Here is a 17,723-nt window from a genome sequence, read left to right on the forward strand (position 1 = left end):
TCGAGTTCTACCCGCCCCGCGGCCCCGTGGCTACGGGTCGAGGTCCGAGGCCGCGCGCTCGTCGAAGACCCGCATCGCCTTGGCGGTCACGGGGCCGGGGGCGCCGAGGACGCGCCCGTCGATCCGGTGGACGCCCTGGACGTCGCGCAGGGTGGAGGTGAGGAAGACCTCCTCGGCGCGTTCCAGTACGTCGAAGGGGAGGTCGCTCTCCTTGGCCCCGGTCCATTCCACGGCGAGGGCCCGGGTGATCCCGGCGAGGCAGCCGGAGGCCACGGGCGGGGTGTGCAGTTCGCCGTCGAGGACGACGAAGACGTTGGAGCCGGTGCCCTCGCAGAGCTGTCCGACGGTGTTGGCGAAGAGGGCCTCGGAGGCTTCCTCCTGGTGCGCGCGGGCCAGGGCGACCACGTTCTCCGCGTAGGAGGTGGTCTTCAGGCCGGCCAGCGGGGAGCGCTCGTTGCGGACCCAGGGGACGGTGACGACCGCGGTGGTGTCGGGGCGGCGGGTGGTGCCGCCGAGGGCGACGACCAGGGTGGGGCCGGTCTCGCCGCGGTCGGAGCCGAGCGGGGACAGGCCGCCGGTGTAGGTGATCCGCAGCCGGCCGAGCGGCACGGGGTTGGCCTCCAGCACGGCGGCGCAGGCGCGGCGGACCTCGTCGAGGTCCGGGTCGGGCAGGCCGAGACCGCGGGCGGAGCGGGTCAGCCGGTCGAGGTGGCGGGTGAGGGCGAAGGCCCGGCCGTCCTGGGCCTTGAGCGTCTCGAAGACGCCGTCGCCCACGGTCAGTCCGTGGTCCAGTACGGACACCTTGGCGTCCTCGGCGTCCCGCAGTGCTCCGTCGAGCCAGATCCTCACCGTACGGTCCCTCCACTCAGGTCGTGCGTCTCGTGTCTGCCCGACGCTACCGCGAGCAGCCGGGCGGCCTTCAGCTCCGTCTCGGCCCATTCGCGGTCGGGGTCGGACCCCCAGGTGATCCCCGCCCCGGTGCCGAAGCACAGCCGGGGTCCGCCGGGGGCCTCGCGGTCGATCCAGAACGTACGGATGCCCACGGCGAGCCCCGCGGTCCGCCGGTCGGCGTCGACCCAGCCGATGCCGCCGCAGTAGGGGCCGCGCGGGGCCGTCTCCAGTTCCTCGATGATCCGCAGCGCGGAGGACTTGGGGGCGCCGGTGACCGAGCCGGGCGGGAAGGTGGCGGCCAGCAGCTCGGGCCAGCCGGCGCCGTCGGCGAGTTCGCCGCTGACGGTGGAGACGAGGTGGACCAGACCGGGGTGCTCCTCCACGGCGCACAGCTCGGGGACGGTGACGGACCCGGTGGCGCAGACCCGGCCGAGGTCGTTGCGGACGAGGTCCACGATCATGACGTTCTCGGCGTGGTCCTTGGGGAGCAGGTCGGCGGCGGTGCGGCCGGTGCCCTTGATCGGTCCGGACGCGACGCGCGAACCGGAGCGGCTGAGGTAGAGCTCCGGGGAGGCGGTGGCGATCTCCACGCCGCGCGCCGGCAGCCGAATCGTTCCGGCATAGGGGGCCGGGTTGCCGCGCGCCAGGAGGCTCGTCAGGGCGTCGACGTCGGCGGCGCCCGGGTCGGGCAGCGGAGCGGACATCACGCGGCAGAGGTTGGCCTGGTAGACCTCCCCGGCCGCGATGTACTCGCGGATCCTGCGGACGCCGGTGACGTACGCGGCGCGGTCGAGGGAGGAGGACCAGTCGTCGGGATCGGGCCCGGACCAGGCGCCGGGCACGGGCGGGGGCACGGGATCGGGGCGTATGTCCCCGAAGCGCGCGCAGACCAGCCGCCCCTCGAAGTCGGCGGCCACCGCCCAGAACCCGGTGGAGTCGAGGGCGGAGGGGTCACTGGTGACGTCGCGGAGGTCGGTCGCGAGGAGGCCGCCGAAGCGGGCCAGGGGAGGCAGGTCGTGCACGGCTGCGAGTCTATGACCGGTGACGCGATGGCGCCGGTGAGGTGACGGACGGGTGACCGGCGGTGATCGTGCGGCAGCACGCTGCGGAAACGCGTTTTTGAGCTGGCCCGGGAATCCGCTAGAGTTCAACACGTCGCCAGGGAGCGAAGGGGCCGAAACCCCGGAGCGAACACGGTGACCTGCGGACGTAGCTCAGTTGGTAGAGCACCACCTTGCCAAGGTGGATGTCGCGAGTTCGAGTCTCGTCGTCCGCTCGAAGTGGGGGATTTCTTCCCGAGAACCCCCGCAGCTCCATGGTGGAGTGGCCGAGAGGCGAGGCAACGGCCTGCAAAGCCGTCTACACGGGTTCAAATCCCGTCTCCACCTCCAAGGACGATTAGCTCAGCGGGAGAGCGCTTCCCTGACACGGAAGAGGTCACTGGTTCAATCCCAGTATCGTCCACTGATCCGCAAGGATCCCCGCGCGATTAGCTCAGCGGGAGAGCGCTTCCCTGACACGGAAGAGGTCACTGGTTCAATCCCAGTATCGCGCACGCAGTTCATTGCATGACTTGTAGTACTGTTTGACCCGCGGCGTTCGAGCCGTGGAGCCCGCGCGATTAGCTCAGCGGGAGAGCGCTTCCCTGACACGGAAGAGGTCACTGGTTCAATCCCAGTATCGCGCACAGTCCGGAAGCCCCGGCCGTCTCGACGGTCGGGGCTTCCGCGTGTTCCGGCGGCGCCTGGGCCTCAGGACGAGAACAGCATCCGGCCGAAGCCGCCCTTGTGGTGGCCGTGGTGACCGTGGTGGCCGTGCCCGCCGTGCTGCGGAGCTCCCCAGGCGGGCGCCGGGGCGGCGTGCGGGGCCGGGTAAGGGGCCGGCGGCGCGGCGGGCGGGGGAACCTGCCCGTACTGGGCCGTGTACTGGGACTCCAGGCGGGTCAGCGCCTCCAGCTCGCCGTAGTCGAGGAAGATGCCGCGGCAGCCGCTGCACTGCTCTATCTGGACGCCGTTGCGGTTGTACGTGTGCATCATCGCGTGACACTTCGGACACTGCATGACCGGATCAACTCCTCGCCGTTCGCGTCGACACCGGATGCATGCCCGGTGGCGTGGCCCTCACCCTACGACGGGGGGTGCGGAGCCAACTCGGGCGGGAGAGTGGCGATTCGGGCACAGGACTCCACCATCAGCCGCTCCGCCCCGTCGAGCGGACGCCGTGCCGTCGCCGCCTTGGACAGGGCGAGGGCCGCGCCCTGCACGGTCAGCGCCCGCGCGGCGAGGTCGAGTTCCGGCCAGGGGTCGGTGCCGGGCGGCCCGGCGGCCGGGCCGCCCGCGGCGCGGTAGGCGTCGAGGAAGCGCAGCCACGCCTCCGGTGCGAGCAGCCCCGCCGCGTACCAGGCCGCGGGGCGGGCCAGGTCCCAGGCGGGGGTGCCGAGGCCGAGGTCGTCCACGTCGATGAGCCGCCAGGGGCCGACCGGGGCGGGGTGGCGCACGAGCTGCCCGAGGTGGAGGTCGCCGTGGCACAGCGCCCCGCCGGGCGGAGCCACCGCCTCGCCCCGGGCCCATCGGGGCAGGGTCGCGGCGGCGGCCAGGACGGCCCGGGCGGCCCGGGGGTGTTCCGGCGGGGGGTGCGGCAGCGCCACGGCGGGCACGGGCGGGCGGGGGTGTTCGCGTGGGTCCGGCACGGGGTGCGGGGGCGCGGCCCCGGGCTCGGTGCGGTGGGCGGCCGGGAGGGCCCGGGTCAGGCGGCGCAGGGCCCGGGCCAGTTTGGCCGGGCCGCGCATCGGGGGGACCGGGCCGGGGACGGCGTCCGGCGGGGTGCGGTGCAGTGCCGCGAGCAGCCGGGCGGCGGCCTCCCAGGGGGCGTCCTCGGGGCGCTCCGGGTCCACGGGGGTCCCGTAGGGCCAGAGCGAGACGGGGCGGCCCTGGAGGGATCCGGTCCGCAGCGGGGGCAGCAGCACCCCGGCCAGCGCGTCGGCGCCGGCGATCCGCAGCCGCAGCGCGAGGGCCTCCCCGTCGGCGTCCCCGGCGTGGGCCTTGGCCACGGTGTCCCCGCAGCGCACCACGGTGCCGTCGCGCCGGTCGGCGAGGAGTTCGTACGGCCGTCCGCTCGCGCCGGAGCCCCAGGCCGCGAGCGCGGCGGGCAGTGCGGGGGTCATGCGGCGGCCCGTTGCGCGCGGGTCGCGGGAGCGCCCGTCCGTACGGCCGTGAAACCGCCCGGCGTCGCGTACCGGATCATCGCGCCCCCCTTCTCCCACCTGGAGGGTACGGGGCTCCCCCGGCATTCCGCCGTCGGCCGGGCGGGTACGACAAAGGGTGCTGCCCGTCCGGCTCCCCAGCCGTACGGGCAACACCCTTCACCTGCCGTCCGTCGCGCCCCCGTCCCCACGGGGTTCGACAGGCCGATGTCCCGGCCCGGGCCGCTCTCCCGGGCCTGGTGCGCCGCTCAGCGCCCCAGCATCACGCCCACGGACGACGCCTGTGCCGCCACCTGATCGAATCCTCCGAAGACGAAGAGCAGGAGGGCGGCCAGGGGGAGCACCATGGCCGCGGCCACCAGCGGGTGACGCGTACCGGACTCATGGCCGTTGAACGCGAATGCCTTGCGTCCCTGCCGTGCGATGTCCGCCATGGTCCTCTCCCTGTCGTTTGGCAGCGGCGGGTTTGACCTCGGGGGACGAGTGCGCCACCCGCCGCTTGTCTTCAACACTAGGCGGGCGGAAGGCCCCTGGCCTCATGCCCTCGTACCCATTGCCGGGCCTCCGGGAGGATGACGTCCCCGCCCCCGACTACTCCCCTGGGTGGAGACCGCTCCCCCGATGTGGGGGTCTTCCCGGAGGGGATGACCGGAGGGTAGTGACTTCGCTCACTTCCGTCACTCCCCGCGCACGCGTGTCCTCGTACCGGGCGTTGACGCGCCCCTGCGGCCGTTCGGGCGGAAGCGGACCGCGCCCGGCCGCCCGGAAGGACCGGCGAGGTGCCAATCGCCTTGCCGCGAGGGCCCTTTGGGGAATGACACGGGTTCGGGACAAAGACTGCCCGATCGGGCGGATGAACCCCCAAGTGGCCTGCCCCGTACTGACAATCGAATCCTGCGGCGAGGGCGCGGCCTCTGAGCGCACATGGCGGATGGTCCGTAAGCTGTGCCAGGTCAACAGGACGACCGGTCAGCGGGGTGGACATGGCGATGATGCGGCTCCGGCGCGAGGACCCGCGTGTCGTCGGCTCGTTCAGACTGCACCGGCGGCTCGGCGCCGGCGGCATGGGCGTGGTCTACCTGGGCTCCGACCGGCGCGGACAGCGCGTCGCCCTGAAGGTGATCCGGCCCGATCTGGCCGAGGACCAGGAGTTCCGCTCGCGCTTCGCGCGCGAGGTGTCCGCCGCCCGGCGGATCCGCGGCGGGTGCACGGCCCGGCTGGTGGCCGCCGACCTGGACGCCGAGCGGCCGTGGTTCGCCACCCAGTACGTCCCCGGCCCCTCGCTGCACGACAAGGTGGCCGAGGAGGGCCCGCTGACGGCCGCGCAGATCGCCGCCATCGGCGCGGCGCTGTCCGAGGGCCTGGTCGCCGTGCACGAGGCGGGGGTGGTCCACCGGGACCTCAAGCCCTCGAACATCCTGCTGTCCCCCAAGGGGCCGCGGATCATCGACTTCGGCATCGCGTGGGCCACCGGTGCGAGCACCCTCACGCACGTGGGCACCGCCGTCGGCTCCCCCGGCTTCCTCGCGCCCGAGCAGGTGCGCGGCGCCGCCGTCACCCCGGCCACGGACGTCTTCGCGCTCGGCGCCACCCTCGCCTACGCGGCCACCGCCGATTCGCCGTTCGGGCACGGCAGTTCCGAGGTCATGCTCTACCGCGTGGTCCACGAGGAGGCGCACCTCCAGGGGGTGCCGGACGCCCTCGCGCCGCTGGTGTCGGCCTGCCTGGCCAAGGACCCGGAGGACCGGCCCACGACCCTCCAGCTGTCGATGCGGCTGAAGGAGATCGCCGCCCGCGAGGCGCAGGGGCTGGGCGACGGCCGGCCGCCGGCGCAGCGCGCCCGGGCGGAGCGGCCGACGGGACGGCTGGCCGACGAGTACGCCGAGCAGCGCACGGAGCGCCGTACGGGAGGCGGTACGCCCACGCCCCGCGCGCAGGCCCCGCACAGCGGGCCGCACTCGCGGCCCTCGTCCCCGCGGAACCCCGGGTCCACGGCGGGGCGCACGGGCGGGCGTCAGGCGCCGCGGACGACCGGGGCGGGACGGCGGCCTTCGCGGCCGGATCCGAAGCTGATGCGCCAGCGGCTGATCGTGTTCGTCGTGGTGACGCTCATCGTGGCCCTGGGCATCGCCCTCGCGCAGCGGCTCTGAGCGCTTGCGTGCGGACCGGTCCGGGCCGGTCCGCACGGGTGGAACGCGCGCTCTACGCGCGGCCGGCGCCGGCCACCGCGTAGAAGGCGACGGCCGCGGCCGCGCCCACGTTGAGCGAGTCGACGCCGTGCGCCATGGGGATGCGCACCCATTCGTCGGCCGCGACCAGGGCCTGCGTGGACAGGCCGTCGCCCTCGGCGCCGAGCATGAGCGCGACCCGGTCCAGGGACTTCGGTGCGGCCTCGTCGATGGGTGAGGCCTTCTCGTGCGGGGTGAGGGCGAGCAGCTTGAAGCCCGCTTCGCGCACCGAGTCCAGGCTCTTGGGCCAGGCGTCGAGGCGGGCGTAGGGGACGGAGAACACGGCGCCCATGGAGACCTTCACCGAGCGGCGGTAGAGCGGGTCCGCGCAGTCCGGGGACAGCAGGACGGCGTCCATGCCGAGGGCGGCGGCGCTGCGGAAGATGGCGCCGATGTTGGTGTGGTCGTTGACGGCCTCCATGACGGCCACGCGGCGGGCCGAGGAGAGCAGTTCCTCGGCCGTGGGCAGGGGCTTGCGCTGCATGGAGGCGAGGGCGCCGCGGTGCACGTGGTAGCCGGTGACGCGTTCGGCGAGCTCCGGGGTGACGGCGTAGACGGGGGCGGGGAGCTCGTCGATGACGTCGCGCATGACGTCGACCCACTTGGCGGAGAGCAGCATCGAGCGCATCTCGTACCCGGCGTCCTTGGCCCGTCTGATGACCTTCTCGCCCTCGGCGATGAACAGGCCTTCCGCGGGCTCGCGCCGACGGCGGAGTTCGACGTCGGTCAGGCCCGTGTAGTCGCGCAGGCGCGGGTCGTCGGGATCCTCGACGGTGATGAGATCAGCCACAGGGTGATACTGCCTTGTCCTGGGTGTGGTGCCAACGGCCTGTCAGGCGCCGGCGGTGGGGACTGCGGGGGTGGTGGGGGTTCCGGGGGTGGGCGTACCGGGCGTTCCGGGGGTGCCCACGCGGACGACCTCGCCGATCACGATGACCGCGGGCGGGCGGACCTCCTCGGCGCGGACGGTCGCGCCGACGGTGGCCAGGGTGGCGTCCACCCGGCGCTGGGTGGCCGTGGTGCCCTCCTGGATCACCGCCACCGGGGTGTCGGCGGAGCGGCCGTGGCGGACGAGGGCCTCGGCGATCAGGCCGATCTTGTCGACGCCCATCAGGATCACCAGCGTGCCGGTGAGCTTGGCGAGGGAGGCCCAGTCCACGAGGGAACGCTCGTCGTCGGGGCCCACATGGCCGCTGACCACGGTGAACTCGTGCGCGACGCCGCGGTGGGTGACCGGGATGCCGGCCGCGCCGGGCACGGAGATGGAGCTGGAGATCCCGGGGACGACGGTGCACGCGATGCCCGCCTCGGCGAGGGCCTGGAGCTCCTCCATGCCGCGGCCGAAGACGTACGGGTCCCCGCCCTTGAGCCGGACCACGGCCTTGCCGGCCTTGGCGTGCTCGATCAGGGCGTTGTTGATGGCCTCCTGGGCCATGAACCGGCCGTACGGGATCTTCGCGGCGTCGATGACCTCGACGTGCGGGGGGAGTTCGTCGAGGAGGTCGCGGGGGCCGAGCCGGTCGGCGATCACGACGTCGGCCTCGGCGAGCAGGCGGCGGCCGCGGACGGTGATCAGGTCCGGGTCGCCGGGGCCGCCGCCGACGAGGGCGACGCCGGGGGTGTTCTTGTGGCGGTGGGCGGGGGCGACGAGGGAGCCGTCGCGCAGGCCCTCGACGATGGCGTCCCGGACGGCGGCGGAACGACGCGGGTCGTTGCCGGTGAGCACGGCGACGGTGACGCCCTCGACGCGGCCGGTGGCCGGGGTCCAGGCGGTGGCGGCCTCGGCGTCGTCGGCGCGCACGCACCAGACGCGCTTGGCCTCGGCCTCGGCGGAGGCCAGGTCGTTGGCCTCGCGGTCCCGGGTGGCGATGAGGGCGTACCAGGTGTCGGTGAGGTCGCCGTCCTGGTAGCGGCGGCGCTCCCAGCGGATCTCGCCGGTCTCCGCCATCGCGTCCACGGAGGGGGTCGCGGAGGGGGAGATGAGCAGGACGTCGGCGCCGGACGCGATGAGGGCGGGCAGTCGGCGCTGGGCGACCTGGCCGCCGCCGATGACGACGACGCGGCGCCCGGCCAGGCGGAGACCTACGGGATAGGCGGGGTGTGCCGGGTTTGCCATGGCGGTTGCGGCTCCTGGTGCGGCGGGTCTGGGCTGGTGGAGCCGCTGCTGCGCTGGAGCGGCTTGACGGGTGTGAGGTGCGGGTTTCCTCCGTCCGGGACCACGATACGACCCGGCGGGGGCGGGGGGCTCGGGGGGCGGGGGGCTGCGGGTGCGCCGGGGGCGGGGGGATGCGGGGGCTGCGGGTGGGGCCGGGGTCGGGGACGGGGTGGGGTGTCGTCCGGGACGGGCATGATTTATGGCGCCCCGTCCGGAGTGTGTTGCCGGTCGGGACAGGGCGCCAACAAATCACGTTTTAGTCCCGGACGACACCCCACCCCGTCCCCGACCCCGACCCCGGCCCGCAGAACGCTGCCACGGACCCCGTGAAGCGGCCTCCGTGCAGCGGCCTCCGTGGGCGACCGGTCGTCCGGGCCCCGGGCGCTCGGCCCGACTGCGATCGAGGCGCGGGGGTGGGCCCCAGGGGCTGTCCTGGGGCCGGGGGCCGGGGGGTGGCTACTTCTCGGTGACGCCCGCCGAGTCGAAGGTGGCCACCTCGTGCATCGCGCGGGCCGCGCTCTGGACCAGGGGGAGGGCCAGCAGCGCGCCGGTGCCCTCGCCGAGGCGGAGGTCCAGGTCGACCAGCGGGCGCAGGCCGAGCTTGTTCAGGGCGGCGACGTGACCCGGCTCCGCGCTGCGGTGGCCCGCGATGCAGGCGGAGAGGGACTCGGGGGCGATGGCGCGGGCCACCAGGGCGGCCGCGCCGGCGCTCACGCCGTCCAGGATGACCGGCGTGCGGAGGGAGGCTCCGCCGAGGAGCAGGCCGACGATCGCCGCGTGCTCCAGGCCGCCGATGGCCGCCAGGACGCCGATCGGGTCCGCCGGGTCGGGCTGGTGGAGTTCCAGGGCGCGGCGTACGACCTCGACCTTGCGGGCGTGGGTCTCGTCGTTGATTCCGGTGCCGCGGCCGGTGACCTCCGCCGGGTCGACGCCGGTGAAGACCGAGATCAGGGCGGCGGAGACCGTGGTGTTCGCGATGCCCATCTCGCCGGTGAGGAGCGCCTTGTTGCCGGCGGCGACGAGGTCGCGGGCCGTCTCGATGCCGACCTCGATGGCCGCGACCGCTTCCTCGCGGGTCATCGCGGGGCCGACGGACAGGTCGGCCGTGCCGGGGCGGACCTTGCGCGGGAGGAGGCCGGTGGTGGCGGGCAGGTCGCCCGCCACGCCGACGTCGATGACGCAGACCTCGGCGCCGACCTGGTTGGCGAAGGCGTTGCAGACGGCTCCGCCGCCCAGGAAGTTCGCGACCATCTGGGTCGTGACCTCCTGCGGCCACGGGGTGACGCCCTGGGCGTGGACGCCGTGGTCACCGGCGAAGATCGCGACGGCGGCGGGCTCCGGGATCGGCGGCGGGCAGACCCGGGAGAGACCGGACAGCTGGGCGGAGATGATCTCCAGCATGCCGAGGGCCCCGGCGGGCTTGGTCATGCGCTTCTGCCGCTCCCACGCCTCGCCGAGCGCCTTCGCGTCGAGCGGGCGGATGCTGGCGACGGTCTCCGAGAGGAGGTCGTGCGGCTCCTCGCCGGGCAGCGCGCGGCGTCCGTACGTCTCCTCGTGGACGACCCAGGACAGCGGGCGGCGCTGGGACCAGCCGGCCTGCGCGAGCTCGGGCTCCTCGGGGAACTCGTCGACGTAGCCGACGCACAGGTACGCGACGACCTCCAGGTGCTCCGGGAGGCCGAGGGCGCGGACCATCTCGCGCTCGTCGAAGAAGCTGACCCAGCCGACGCCGAGGCCTTCGGCGCGGGCGGCGAGCCAGAGGTTCTCGACCGCGAGGGCGGAGGAGTACGGGGCCATCTGCGGCTGGGTGTGCCGGCCGAGGGTGTGGCGGCCGCCGCGGGTGGGGTCGGCGGTGACGACGATGTTCACCGGGGTGTCGAGGATGGCCTCGATCTTGAGTTCCTTGAACTGCTTGGCCCGGCCCTTCGGCAGCGACTTGGCGTAGGCCTCGCGCTGGCGCTGGGCGAGCTCGTGCATCGTCCGGCGGGTTTCGGCCGAGCGGATGACGACGAAGTCCCAGGGCTGCGAGTGGCCGACGCTGGGGGCGGTGTGGGCCGCCTCCAGGACGCGGAGCAGCACCTCGTGCGGGATGGGGTCGGTGCGGAAGCCCTTGCGGATGTCGCGGCGCTCGCGCATGACGCGCAGGACGGCCTCGCGCTCGGCGTCGGCGTACCCGGGTGCGGCTTCGCCGGCGGAGACGGCGGGGGTCTCGGGGAGTTCCGCGGCCTCGGGGGCTTCGGGGGCCTCGACCGGTACGGCCGGCTCGGCCGGGGGCTCGACGGGGGCTCCGGTGGCCTCCGGGGCGGCCTCGGCGGCGGTCTCGGCCTCGGGGGTGGGGACGGGCTCGGGCTGCGGCTCGGCGGGGGCCTGGACCACCGTTTCTGCGGCGACCGGCTCGACCGGCACCTCGGCCACGGGCTCGACGGGGGTCTCGGCGGCCTCGGCGGGGGCCTCGGGGGCCTGGGCGGCGACCGGCTCGGCCGGGGCCTCGACGGGGGCCGGGGCATCGGCGGCCTCGGGCTGCGGGACGGGCTCGGCGGCCGGCTCGGGCTCGGCGGCCGTCGCGGCCTCGGGGGCCACCTCGGCCTCGGGGACCTCCGGGGCCGGCTCCGGTACGGGCTCCGGCTCGGGGGCCGCCACTACGACGGGCTCCGGCGCGGCCTCGGGCTCCGCCACCGGCTCCGGTACGGGTTCGGGCTCCGGCGCGGCCTCGACGGCCGGCTCGGGCGACGGCACGACGGCCTGCTCCGCGACGGGCTCCGCGGCTGGCTCCGGCGCCGGCTCGGCGGCTGCGGTGACGGCGGGCTCCGCGGCGGCGGGCTCGGCGACGGGCACGGCTTCGACGGCGGGCGCGGGGCCGGCGGCGGGCTCGGCTGCGGCGGCCGGGGCCTGGTCCGGCGCGGGCACGGGCTCGGCGGCGGGTGCCGGCTCGGCCGCGGGCGCGGTGGCCGCGGCGGGTTCCGCTGCGGGGACCGGCTCCGCGGGCCACGGGGCGTCCGCCGGGGCCGGGACCTCGCCGGGCTGCTGCGGGGCCGCCTGGGCGGCCTCGGCGCGCGGGACGTCCAGGTACTCGGGGCCGGTGGTCGGCGGCCCCGCGTGACGTACGGGCATGGGCTGGGGCATCGCCGCCAGGCTGGGCGCGGCGGCGGGCACCGGCTCGGGAACGGGCGCCGGGGCCGGGGCGGGCGCGGCGGCCGGGCCGCGGTCGGCGAGGGAGCGGACGACTCCGCCGGTGGCCTCGGGCACGGGCGGACCCATGTGGAGCGGGCGGCGCGCCGGGATCACCGGGGCCGCGGCCTGCATCGGGGAGGCCGGCGGGGGCACCACGAGACCGCCGAGGTCGAGGGCGCCCGAGTCACGGCCCCCGGTTTCGTGGGCGCCGGCGCTGTAGGCGGCGGGCTCGGCGTACGCGTCGGGGTATCCGGCGTCGGGGAAGGAGCCGTCCGGGAAGGCGCCCTCGGGGAGGGAGCCGTCGGGGAAGCCGTTGCCCGGCCGGGCGGGCTCGGCCTGCGGGTAGCCCGCGTCGGGGAAGCCGGGGTGGACGGGCTGCGGGTAGCCGGGTGCGGGGGGCTGCGGGTACTCGGTGTAGACGGGCTCGGCCGCGAAGTCCGCCGGGAAGGCCGGGACCGGCGGGACGACCTGCGGGTCGCTCCAGGAGCCCTGGGCGCTCGGCATCAGGAGCAGTTCCTCGTCCTCAGCCTCGGCCGGGTCGTCCACGAGGTCCTGGAAGGCGTAGCCCGCCGGAACCTGGGGCGGGACGGGGGGCAGCGGGGGAAGGGGCGGGACCGGAGCGGGGATGCCCTGCTGATCCACCATGCCCGCGTTGTCCGGGTGACCCTCGCCCGGGACCTGGCCGGTGTCAGTCATGCGTACCCCTCGCCCATCGATGTTGCCTCTTCGATCGCCCGGCGCCCACATGACCAACGAGCGTGGTTGCCGTGCGACGCGTTCGTCTCACCCGCGTCCGCACAACAACTCCTGAGCATTGTCGCGCTCGTCGGCCGCCGTGTCGGCCAGAAACCGGCACGGCCGGCTGTGGACTGCGCCACGTCGTGCGCGCTGTGGGGCAGTACGACGATCGGCCAGCCTACCCCGGGCCCGGCACTAGCGGCTCGGGGGGCGTTCGGCTGCCAGGAGGAACACGACGGAACGGTCCTGTTCGGCCCAGGTGCGGGTGTCGAGGCCGACGGACTGGAGCAGGGCGCACTCGACGGCGTACCCGTGTTCGGTGAGGGTGCGGCCGATGGCCTCGGCCTCGTCGCGCGTGGAGGCGTGGCTGACGATGCGTTCGGGGCGCCGGTCGGCGACGGCGGCGACGACCTCCGCTCCCCCGCCGGCGACGCGGACGACGTCGGGTTCGGGCAGGTTCTCCAGTACGAGCGGTGCGCGGCCGGGTACGACCTGGAGCTGGACACCGCGCTTGCGGGCGGCGGCGGTTACGCGTTCGCAGGCGCGCGGGTCGGCGTCGACTGCGATGACGGCGGCGCCGAGGGCGGCGGCGTCCACGGCGAGGGCACCGGAGCCCGCTCCGATGTCCCAGACGAGGTCTCCGGCGCGGGGGCCGAGCCGGGCGAGCTGGGCGGCGCGCAGGTGCGCCGACTCGCCCTCGCCGGTGGGTGCGGCGCCCGCGGGGAGGTCCTGGGGGCGGGCCCAGCCGCGGCCGGCGGCGAGGGCGGGGTTGCGGCCGAGCAGCCAGGCGGCTTCGGCGGGGTCCGCGGAGTGACCCGCGCCGCCGATGACGATGACGACGTTGGGGTCGCGCCAGGTGTGGTCGGCGGCCTTGTCGGAGGTGAGGACGGTGACGCGTTCCCGGTCGGTGCCCAGTTCCTCGCAGATGACGAAGGTGCGGTGGACTCCGTCGAGGAGCAGGGCGAGTTCGGCCGGTCCGGCGCCGGGTGAGGTGAGGACGGCGACCTTGCCGTGGGCCCGGCAGACGTTGACGGCGCGTCGGAGGGTGCGGGGGTGGGCGACGACGACCTGGGCGTCGTCCCAGGGCATGCCGGCGCGGGCGAAGGCGGCGGCGACGGCGGACACGGCGGGTACGACCTCTACTTCGAGGCCGTGCTCGGGGGCGCGCAGGGTGCGTACGACGCCGAAGAACCCGGGGTCTCCGTCGGCGAAGACCACGGCGGTGCCGCGGTGTCCGGCGATGCGGCGGGCGGCGAGGCCGAGGCTGCCGAGGCGGATGCGTTCCGCGGTGGGCGGGACCTCGGGCAGCGCGAGGTGGTGGGCGGCGCCGGCCACCAGGGTGGCGGCGGAGAGGGCGGACCTGGCGGCCGCGGTCAGCGGCGAACCGTCCCAGCCGATCACCGTGACCCGGTCGGCCATCGTCGTCAGTCTCCTGGGGTGGGGGGCAGGCGAAGCTTCGTCTGGGGGTCGGGCACGGTGAGACTACCTGGTCATCGGGTCAGTTCCAGTCGGCGCCGACGGGGTGGCCGCTCGCGTCGGCCCGCTGTCCGAAGGGGTACCGGGCGTCGTCGCCGGGGCGGCTCTCGTAGGCGTCGTACCGCTCGTAGCCGTCGTACCCGTCGTATCCGTCGGCGTCGTCGAGGTCCTCGGGGACCAGGCTCCAGACGATGAGGTCGGTGCGGGTCTCCTGCCAGCTGCCGTCGGTGTCCTGGGTGCGCACTATCCAGGCGTTGCGCAGGACGCCCTCGCTGATGCAGCCGATCTTCTGGGCGACCTGCTGGGAGGCGGTGTTGTCGGCGGCGGTGCGCAGTTCGAGGCGTTCGAAGCGCTGGTCGCGGAAGAGCCATTGGGCGATGGCGAGCACGGATTCGCTGGCGTAGCCCTCGCCGCGGGCCCAGGGCGCGGTGACGTACCCGACCTCGGTGGTGCGGGTGTGCCAGTTGGTGTTCTGGAGGTGCACGATGCCGACGAGGCGCTGGGTGAGGAATTCGGTGACGGCGAAGACGATGCCGCGGCCCTCGGTGCGTTCGGCGTGGGCGTGCCGGGTGGCCCAGCCGTGGGCGTCGGCGTGGGTGTAGGGGTGCGGGGCCGAGGTCCAGGCGGTGATGTGCTCGTCGTTCATCATCTCGGCGAGCGCGGTGACGTCCTCTTCCTCGAAGGCGCGCAGCACCAGCCGGTCCGTGCTGATGGTGACGTCCGGGAAGGTGGTAGTCATGCGCAGCTCCATGCCTGAGACCGTGGGGCGACCGTGGTGCGGGACCGTTCGTGCGGGTCGTAGGCCACAGCATGCAGCATCGGCCGGGGGATGTGCAGGGCCGGGCTGCCCGGAAGCGGGCAGCCTCCGGGCAGACTTCGGCCCCGCGCGCCCTGGCGGGTGCGCGGGGCCGGGAATCCGGCGCCGACCAGGCGGTCTTCCGTCGGCGGGCCTTCCGTCGGCGGGGTGCGTCAGGAGGCGGCGGGGGCGCCGAAGGCCGGGGTGACCGAGCCCTGGTACTTGTCCTCGATGAACTTCTTGACCTCGTCGGAGTTCAGGAGCTTGGCGAGCTTCTGGACGCGCGGGTCGTTCTGGTTGCCGTCCTTGACCGCCAGGAAGTTGGCGTACGGGTTGCCGTCGGCCTTCTCCAGGACCAGGGCGTCCTTGGCGGGGGCGAGGTTGGCCTCCAGGGCGTAGTTGCCGTTGATGATCGCGGCGTCGACGTCGCCCAGGGCGCGCGGGACCGTGGCGGCCTCCAGCTCCTTGAACTCCAGGCCCTTCTTGTCGGTGATGTCGGACAGCTTGGCGCTGGTGCCGACACCCTCCTTGAGGGTGATCAGGTTGTTCGCGGCGAGCAGCTGGAGGGCGCGGCCCTCGTTGGTGGTGTCGTTGGGGACGGCTATGGTCTGGCCGGCCTTGATGTCGGAGAGGGCCTTGACCTTCTTCGAGTAGAGGCCGAGGGGCTCCAGGTGCACGTTCACGACGGGCACGATGTGCGTGCCGTTCTTCTTGTTGAAGTCGTCGAGGTACGGCTTGTGCTGGAAGTAGTTGCCGTCGACCTGGCCCTGCTCGGTGGCGGTGTTGGGCAGGACGTAGTCCGTGAACTCCTTCACCTCCAGCTTGAGGCCGTCCTTGGCCGCGAGCTTGTCCTTGACGAAGTTCAGGATGTCGGCGTGCGGGCTCGGGGAGGCCGCGATGACCAGCGGCTTGCTCTCGTCGACCTTGCCGCCGTCGGCCTTGGTGGACGAGGACGGGTCCGAGGAGCTGCCGCAGGCGGTGAGGCCGAGGGCGAGGGCGGCGGAGGCGGCGGCGAAAGCGGTGAGCTTGATGTTCTTGCGCACGAAGAGTGCCTTTCTTGCTGCGGGTACGGGGTACGCGCGGGGGTGGTGGCCCAAGCACGACAAGTGCGGGCCTTCTTGGGGTGGAGAGGTCTTGCGGGCCGGTTCAGGCCGTCCGGCCGCGGCGGGACAGGACGCGGACGACGCCGTCGCCGATCAGCTGGACCACCGTGACGAGGGCGATCAGGATCACGACGGTGGCGATCATGAAGCCGGTCTCGAAGCGCTGGAAGCCGTAGGTGATGGCCTTGGAGCCGAGTCCTTCGCCGCCGACGGCGCCGGCCATGGCCGAGTAGCCGATCAGGGTGATCAGGGTGGTGGTGACGGCGGCGATCAGCGAGGGCAGGGCCTGCGGGAGCAGGACCTTGCCGACGAGGGTCGGGATGCCGCCGCCCATGGACTCGACGGCCTCGACCAGGCCGTGGTCCACCTCACGGACGGCGGTCTCGACGAGCCGGGCGAAGAAGGGGATGGCTCCGATGGACAGCGGCACGATCATGGCGGTGGGGCCGATGAAGGTGCCGACGACCGCGGTGGTGAAGGGGATCACGGCGATGAGCAGGATGATGAACGGCAGCGAGCGGCCTATGTTCACGATCACGCCGAGGACCTTGTTGAGCGGCTGGTTCTGCAGGAGGCCGCCCTTGTCGGTGAGGACCAGCAGGACGCCGATGGGCAGTCCGCCGAGGACGGTCACCAGGGTGGACCACAGCACCATGTAGAGGGTGTCGTACGTGCCCTGGGTGAGCAGGGGCTGCATCTCGGACCAGGTCACTTGGCACCATCCTTGACCAGTGCGGCCAGCTCGGAGTCGACGTCCGGCGTCGTGGGGGCTTCGTCGACGACGTCGACCTGGAGGCCCTGCTCGCGCAGGAAGCCGACCGGGACCACGTTCTCCTCGTAGCGGCCCGGGAGCTCGATGCGCATGCGGCCGACCTGCCGGCCCGCGACGGTGTCCATGGCGGCGCCGAGGATCGAGATGTCGATGTTGTAGGTCCGCGACAGCTGGGAGATGACCGGCTGGGTGGCGGCGTCGCCGTGGAAGGTGACGTCGACGACCGTGCGGTCCGGGCCGGTGGCGGTGCCGCTGACCGGGAAGAGTTCCCCGGCGAGCTCGGAGCCGGGGGTGGCGAGGAGCTCGGCGACGGTGCCGGACTCGATGACCCGGCCCCGCTTCATCAGCGCGGCGGAGTCGCAGACGGCCTTGACGACGTCCATCTCGTGCGTGATGAGCAGGACGGTCAGGCCGAGCTGGCGGTTGAGGTCGCGCAGCAGCTGGAGGATGGAGCGGGTGGTCTCGGGGTCGAGGGCGCTGGTGGCCTCGTCGGAGAGCAGCACCTTGGGGTCGCCGGCCAGGGCGCGGGCGATGCCGACGCGCTGCTTCTGGCCGCCGGAGAGCTGGGCGGGGTAGGCCTTGGCCTTGTCGGCGAGGCCCACGAGGTCGAGGAGTTCGGCGGCCTTGCGGGAGCGCTCGCGGCCGGAGACCCCGAGGATCTCCAGGGGCAGCTCGATGTTGGCCTGGACGGTGCGGGAGGACAGCAGGTTGAAGTGCTGGAAGACCATGCCGATGCGGCTGCGGGCCTCGCGGAGTTCCTTGCCGGCGCGGCGGCCGCGGCCGGCCAGCGCGGTGAGGTCGACTCCGTCGACGGTCACCGTGCCGGTGGTGGGGCGCTCCAGCAGGTTCACGCAGCGGATGAGGGAGGACTTGCCGGCTCCGCTCTGGCCGATGACTCCGTATACCTCGCCCTCGCGGACGTGGAGGTCGACGCCGTCCAGGGCGGTGACCTCGCGGCCACGGGACTGGTAGACCTTCGTGAGGCCCGATGTGGTGATCACAGGAATTCCGTCGCTGTCGAGTGCACGGCGCAGCGGGTGCCGGGCACGGGGCAAACATCTGGGGACGCGATACGGGCCGAACCGTCACAAAGGGATGGCACCGGCGCGTGCGCGGGGCAGGAGCGGTCCGTAGGGCCGGTCATGGGGTGACGCGGTGTGCGGAGCGGCTCGGCCGGTCTCGCTTCGGGGC

14 protein-coding genes and 5 tRNA genes are annotated in these 17,723 nt (G+C 74.0%); 6 read left to right on the forward strand and 13 right to left on the reverse strand.

Going from position 1 to position 17,723, the window contains the following annotated elements:
- Positions 1-30 precede the first annotated feature (30 nt).
- Both AC07B0_RS29690 and AC07B0_RS29695 read right to left on the reverse strand, forming a co-directional pair.
- The gene (locus AC07B0_RS29690; RefSeq protein ID WP_478899299.1) at positions 31-849 is read right to left on the reverse strand and encodes an aminotransferase class IV; all 819 of its coding nucleotides are present in this window, start codon (positions 847-849) and stop codon (positions 31-33) included.
- The gene (locus tag AC07B0_RS29695) at positions 846-1,913 is read right to left on the reverse strand and encodes a chorismate-binding protein (RefSeq protein WP_478899300.1); all 1,068 of its coding nucleotides are present in this window, start codon (positions 1,911-1,913) and stop codon (positions 846-848) included. The genes AC07B0_RS29690 and AC07B0_RS29695 overlap by 4 nt, the downstream gene beginning before the upstream one ends.
- 181 nt (positions 1,914-2,094) lie before the next feature.
- On the opposite strand from AC07B0_RS29695, the gene AC07B0_RS29700 reads away from it, so the two are divergent.
- The 5 genes from AC07B0_RS29700 (at position 2,095) to AC07B0_RS29720 (ending at position 2,578) form a co-directional block, all read left to right on the forward strand.
- A tRNA-Gly gene (locus AC07B0_RS29700) sits at positions 2,095-2,167 on the forward strand.
- A gap of 41 nt (positions 2,168-2,208) precedes the next feature.
- Positions 2,209-2,282 (forward strand) — tRNA-Cys (locus AC07B0_RS29705).
- A gap of 1 nt (position 2,283) precedes the next feature.
- Positions 2,284-2,355 (forward strand) — tRNA-Val (locus AC07B0_RS29710).
- A 19-nt stretch (positions 2,356-2,374) separates the two neighbouring features.
- A tRNA-Val gene (locus tag AC07B0_RS29715) sits at positions 2,375-2,446 on the forward strand.
- A 60-nt stretch (positions 2,447-2,506) separates the two neighbouring features.
- Positions 2,507-2,578, forward strand: a tRNA-Val gene (locus AC07B0_RS29720).
- A 64-nt stretch (positions 2,579-2,642) separates the two neighbouring features.
- On the opposite strand, the gene AC07B0_RS29725 is transcribed toward AC07B0_RS29720, so the two are convergent.
- From AC07B0_RS29725 to AC07B0_RS29735, 3 genes are all read right to left on the reverse strand, one after another.
- Entirely contained in the window at positions 2,643-2,951 is a 309-nt protein-coding gene (locus AC07B0_RS29725; RefSeq protein WP_356880091.1) for a TFIIB-type zinc ribbon-containing protein, read from the reverse strand.
- 65 nt (positions 2,952-3,016) lie between these two features.
- Positions 3,017-4,054, reverse strand: a complete 1,038-nt coding sequence (locus AC07B0_RS29730; RefSeq protein ID WP_356880093.1) for a phosphotransferase — start codon at positions 4,052-4,054, stop codon at positions 3,017-3,019.
- A gap of 287 nt (positions 4,055-4,341) precedes the next feature.
- Complete coding sequence (locus tag AC07B0_RS29735) at positions 4,342-4,527, reverse strand: hypothetical protein (RefSeq protein WP_356880095.1); 186 nt, start codon at positions 4,525-4,527, stop codon at positions 4,342-4,344.
- A 549-nt stretch (positions 4,528-5,076) separates the two neighbouring features.
- Between AC07B0_RS29735 and AC07B0_RS29740 the strand changes: the two genes are divergently transcribed.
- Positions 5,077-6,243, forward strand: a complete 1,167-nt coding sequence (locus AC07B0_RS29740) for a serine/threonine-protein kinase (RefSeq protein WP_356880097.1) — start codon at positions 5,077-5,079, stop codon at positions 6,241-6,243.
- Between the two features lie 52 nt (positions 6,244-6,295).
- Here the strand turns inward: AC07B0_RS29740 and AC07B0_RS29745 are convergent, their stop codons facing one another.
- The 8 genes from AC07B0_RS29745 to AC07B0_RS29780 all read right to left on the reverse strand — a co-directional run bounded on the left by AC07B0_RS29745 (position 6,296) and on the right by AC07B0_RS29780 (position 17,533).
- On the reverse strand, positions 6,296-7,111 hold the full coding sequence (locus tag AC07B0_RS29745) for a TrmH family RNA methyltransferase (RefSeq protein ID WP_356880099.1): 816 nt from the start codon (positions 7,109-7,111) through the stop codon (positions 6,296-6,298).
- A gap of 42 nt (positions 7,112-7,153) precedes the next feature.
- Positions 7,154-8,437, reverse strand: coding sequence for a uroporphyrinogen-III C-methyltransferase (gene cobA, locus AC07B0_RS29750; RefSeq protein WP_356880101.1), 1,284 nt, complete (start codon positions 8,435-8,437; stop codon positions 7,154-7,156).
- 495 nt (positions 8,438-8,932) lie between these two features.
- Entirely contained in the window at positions 8,933-12,343 is a 3,411-nt protein-coding gene (cobT, locus tag AC07B0_RS29755) for a nicotinate-nucleotide--dimethylbenzimidazole phosphoribosyltransferase (protein WP_478899302.1), read from the reverse strand.
- Positions 12,344-12,580: 237 nt separating this feature from the next.
- On the reverse strand, positions 12,581-13,804 hold the full coding sequence (gene cbiE, locus AC07B0_RS29760) for a precorrin-6y C5,15-methyltransferase (decarboxylating) subunit CbiE (RefSeq protein WP_356880105.1): 1,224 nt from the start codon (positions 13,802-13,804) through the stop codon (positions 12,581-12,583).
- 79 nt (positions 13,805-13,883) lie between these two features.
- Positions 13,884-14,600, reverse strand: a complete 717-nt coding sequence (locus tag AC07B0_RS29765; RefSeq protein ID WP_356880107.1) for a GNAT family N-acetyltransferase — start codon at positions 14,598-14,600, stop codon at positions 13,884-13,886.
- Between the two features lie 230 nt (positions 14,601-14,830).
- The gene (locus AC07B0_RS29770) at positions 14,831-15,700 is read right to left on the reverse strand and encodes a MetQ/NlpA family ABC transporter substrate-binding protein (RefSeq protein WP_356880109.1); all 870 of its coding nucleotides are present in this window, start codon (positions 15,698-15,700) and stop codon (positions 14,831-14,833) included.
- 103 nt (positions 15,701-15,803) lie between these two features.
- The gene (locus AC07B0_RS29775) at positions 15,804-16,472 is read right to left on the reverse strand and encodes a methionine ABC transporter permease (protein WP_356880111.1); all 669 of its coding nucleotides are present in this window, start codon (positions 16,470-16,472) and stop codon (positions 15,804-15,806) included.
- The gene (locus tag AC07B0_RS29780; protein WP_356880113.1) at positions 16,469-17,533 is read right to left on the reverse strand and encodes a methionine ABC transporter ATP-binding protein; all 1,065 of its coding nucleotides are present in this window, start codon (positions 17,531-17,533) and stop codon (positions 16,469-16,471) included. The genes AC07B0_RS29775 and AC07B0_RS29780 overlap by 4 nt, the downstream gene beginning before the upstream one ends.
- Between the last annotated feature and the right edge of the window lie 190 nt (positions 17,534-17,723).

The organism is Streptomyces sp. NPDC044704 (genome assembly GCF_056433525.1).

Excerpts from the sequence above, each read along its gene's own strand:
- AC07B0_RS29725 (WP_356880091.1), bottom strand. The coding sequence starts at position 2,951 with ATGCAGTGTCCGAAGTGTCACGCGATGATGCACACGTACAACCGCAAC.
- AC07B0_RS29730 (WP_356880093.1), bottom strand. The coding sequence starts at position 4,054 with ATGACCCCCGCACTGCCCGCCGCGCTCGCGGCCTGGGGCTCCGGCGCG.
- AC07B0_RS29735 (WP_356880095.1), bottom strand. The coding sequence starts at position 4,527 with ATGGCGGACATCGCACGGCAGGGACGCAAGGCATTCGCGTTCAACGGC.
- AC07B0_RS29740 (WP_356880097.1), top strand. The coding sequence starts at position 5,077 with ATGGCGATGATGCGGCTCCGGCGCGAGGACCCGCGTGTCGTCGGCTCG.
- cobA (WP_356880101.1), bottom strand. The coding sequence starts at position 8,437 with ATGGCAAACCCGGCACACCCCGCCTATCCCGTAGGTCTCCGCCTGGCC.
- cobT (WP_478899302.1), bottom strand. The coding sequence starts at position 12,343 with ATGACTGACACCGGCCAGGTCCCGGGCGAGGGTCACCCGGACAACGCG.
- cbiE (WP_356880105.1), bottom strand. The coding sequence starts at position 13,804 with ATGGCCGACCGGGTCACGGTGATCGGCTGGGACGGTTCGCCGCTGACC.
- AC07B0_RS29765 (WP_356880107.1), bottom strand. The coding sequence starts at position 14,600 with ATGACTACCACCTTCCCGGACGTCACCATCAGCACGGACCGGCTGGTG.